Origin of the sequence: Candidatus Desulfosporosinus nitrosoreducens (assembly GCF_030954495.1) — a bacterium.
Lineage (GTDB): Bacteria > Bacillota > Desulfitobacteriia > Desulfitobacteriales > Desulfitobacteriaceae > Desulfosporosinus > Desulfosporosinus nitrosoreducens.
Genome location: NZ_JAVHUW010000036.1, coordinates 1 through 3,603 on the forward strand (window position 1 = coordinate 1; position 3,603 = coordinate 3,603).

Consider the following 3,603-nt stretch of genomic DNA (forward strand, 5'->3'; position numbering starts at 1 on the left):
TGTTAGGTTCGGTTAGTCGAGTTCGTATGTGTTAGGTTCGGTTAGTCGAGTTCGTATGTGTTAGGTTCGGTTAGTCGAGTTCGTATGTGTTAGGTTCGGTTAGTCGAGTTCGTATGTGTTAGGTTCGGTTAGTCGAATTCGTATGTGTTAGGTTCGGTTAGTCGAGTTCGTATGTGTTAGGTTCGGTTTTTAAAACACAAAGAAATAGTGGAGGATTTGTCTAGATTAGTTTCTAACTTAAACTTAATTTTGATTAGTTTAAGTCAAAGTATTTACTCCCTTACCTTTTAGTTTTTCAAGATTATTAGTAGTTTTGTTTACCTGGATGTAAGGTTGCTCCAACAATTTTGATTTTGCTCTGGTTTATGGATTAGATTGGTAAATCTTTGTTAAAAATTAATCTCGAGCCGTATATCCATTAATTCTGGAGGAACTTTGCGGGATCAATTTTATAATTTAAAGGCCACTTAATGAGTGGCCTTATTTTTTTATTATGAAGTTCTATTTTGCTGCATGGCTTTGTTGTCCGATACTGAACAAATTCACTTTGTCATCTATGAAAAAATATAACAACCCAGCAACTACTTCTTCAAGTCCGCAAAATTTATTCACATTTCTTAAATCGACGAACGCTCTAAAAAAATTGGTTCATTACCCAATGTGACTATACTAAGTAATGATGCCAAACGGATGCGGGCTGAGGCCATGCTCACAAACGCTAAATCCCGCTACGCTAAAATCGTTGCTATTCTAAGCACGTCATTTTTCTTTTTATTGCTTGCATTTCTCTTTGTGAGTAAAACCATAATGGGATAAAGACAGTTACGACAAGAAATTGCATGTTATAGCCTGAGGTAAGGTTTGATGATGTAGTTGTCGGCGCGGTTTAAGTCCTTCGATCTGGTCTGCTGGATTACCCTGTTTCCGAAAAGTTAGCATCCATCCTTCTTATTACCCATTCATATTCAGGGAAAGCATCATTGGCTTCGACCTACTTAACTGAGGGTACACACAAGGAAAGGCTTCCATTTGTTGTTAGTGTATATTTACAACCTTACTTCGTCAACGCCTTATGGTAGGTTTTCTTTCCCTTGCGTATTTTTATGCCGCTTTTCAATTGGTCTGAAGCAATATTATAATCAATGGATTCAACTTTAGCTTCATTAATAAATACGCCACCCTGTTGAATCAGACGTCTTGCTTCATTCTTAGAAGTAGTTATACCACAGTGCACCATCAAATCCACAATATTGATGATACCATTGTTTAGTTGCTCAGATGCAACTTCTGTAGTCGGCATGTGGGAATCATCTGTACCACCTGCGAAGAGAGCATAAGCAGCGTTTTTGCGTTTGAGCCTCCTCTTCACCGTGAACCAGCAGGGTCACAGTTCATACGCTAGATTCTGATACAGATATTATAGAAGTCATAAGATTGCATAATCATATAGTTGAATTCCAGGAAAGACAGGCCTTTTTCCATTCTTTGCTTATAACATTCTGCCCGCAACATATTATTTACCGAAAAACAGGTGGTCTTTCGGGCAGGAGCGATAACCTCCTGCCTTCTCTTTTCGGCTGGTGGTATTTAGGCACAATCGTAACCAACACACAACACAAGACCGCTGTCTTGTGTTGTAGCAAGCACTGAATTTTGTCTCCCAAAATTCGCTTGTTAGGGGCAAATGCCCCTAATACCCCCATTTTAATAGATAACGTAAACAAGCGTACACAAATTAATAAGCATATAAAAAAGCGAGTTTATTACCCGCTCTTCTTATTATTTAGGGCTTTAGATATCTTTTTTACCGTAACTTGTGCCGTAATAACAATTGCTAAAGCTATATTTATGGAAGGGTTTATTCCATACATTTATTATTTGAGATACCCTTATATTTTCCGATGCCTAAAGTCTCCTCTCCGACATTTTACACAAGTCCCAATAAACGAACAGTGTTTGCTACGATCAGGCAGATGGCAATGCCGGTTACTGTCGGCACGGCAAAGGATAGCAGCGTCCATTTAAGACTTTGCGTCTCCTTTTTAATTGTAAGGCAGGTAGTTCCGCAAGGCCAGTGCATCAGCGAGAACAGCATGGCGCAGACGGCGGTGAGCCAGGTCCATCCATGGCTGACAAACAAGGCGTGCAGCTGGGACAAACTCTCAATATCGGTCAGCGATCCGGCTGCCATGTAACTCATGATCATAATCGGTACGACAATCTCATTGGCCGGGAAGCCAAGGATAAAGGCCATTAGGATATAGCCGTCCAAACCCATCAGTTTGGCAAACGGATCAAGGAATCCGGCGCACTGTGCAAGCAATGTTAAATTGCCCACATGGATATTGGCAAGAAGCCAAATGATCAGTCCGGCAGGGGCTGCCACAACAACCGCCCGGCCCAGTACAAAGAGCGTCCTGTCGAGGATGGAGCGTACAATGACCCTGCCGATCTGCGGCCGCCGGTAAGGCGGGAGCTCCAGGTTAAAGGAGGAAGGAATTCCTTTCAGTATTGTTTTGGACAACAGCTTGGAGATAAGCACGGTCATGGTGACGCCGAGGACAATGACTCCTGTCAGAATCAGTGTGGAGACGACAGACTGGAACGCCCCTCCCACAGCTCCCGCGAAAAACATGGTGATGATGGCAATCAGAGTGGGGAATCTTCCGTTGCAGGGTACAAAATTATTGGTAATAGTTGCGATCAAACGCTCGCGCGGCGAGTCGATGATCCGGCAGCCGATGATTCCGGCGGCGTTGCAGCCGAAACCCATGCACATGGTCAGCGCCTGTTTGCCGTGCGCACAGGCCTTGCGGAAAAAATTGTCAAGATTAAAGGCTATGCGCGGGAGATATCCTAAATCCTCAAGCAGTGTAAAAAGCGGGAAAAAGATAGCCATGGGCGGCAGCATGACGGAAACGACCCAAGCCAGCGTCCTGTACACACCGCCAACAAGTAATCCGCTTAGCCAGACAGGTGCGGAAATCCACCCTAAAAATGCTGTGAGGTGGTCTTCCAAGGCAAATAATCCGGAGGCGAGCATATCGGACGGATAATTAGCTCCTGTTATGGTCAGCCAGAAGACGCCAAAGAGAAGAAGGAGCATAATCGGAATACCTGTCAGCTTAGAAGTCAGGATTTTATCGATTTTGCGGTCCCGTTCCGCATATTCCTTTTTTTCAAAAGTGATTGCTTCCCGGCTGATGCTCTCGCAGGTTTTAACAATCTTCGTGACGACCTGATCCCTGAACTGATCGTGGGGGATTCCGGCTTCCGCTAAGGAAAGCCGGGCGTCATTCACTTTTTTTAGTATTTCCTTATTTTGCAGCAGGTCATAGCCAAGATACTCTTTCAGCGACCGCAGCAGGCTTTCGTCTCCGTCCAGCAATTTGAGCGATACCCACCGGGAACTGATCTGTCCATGCAGTGCACTGTCGATGACAGGTTCCACCATAGAAACAGCCTTTTCAATTTCAGCGCTGTAAGTCAGGAACAGAGGATTTACCTGAAGAGAGTTCTCCGTAAGAGAACTTACTGCGTTCATCAAATGATCAAGGCCCCTGCCGCTTCTCGCACTGGTTCCAACCACCGGAATACCCAAAC

General features: G+C 44.2%; 1 protein-coding gene and 1 pseudogene. Both read right to left on the reverse strand.

Annotated features, from left to right (window positions below):
* Positions 1 to 1,054: 1,054 nt before the first annotated feature.
* Positions 1,055 to 1,530: pseudogene (locus REC12_RS06315) on the reverse strand (S4 domain-containing protein); the annotation flags it as partial.
* Between the two features lie 397 nt (positions 1,531 to 1,927).
* Positions 1,928 to 3,603: ferrous iron transporter B (gene feoB / locus REC12_RS06320; protein ID WP_308892972.1), on the reverse strand; the 1,676-nt coding region annotated here is incomplete at its 5' end.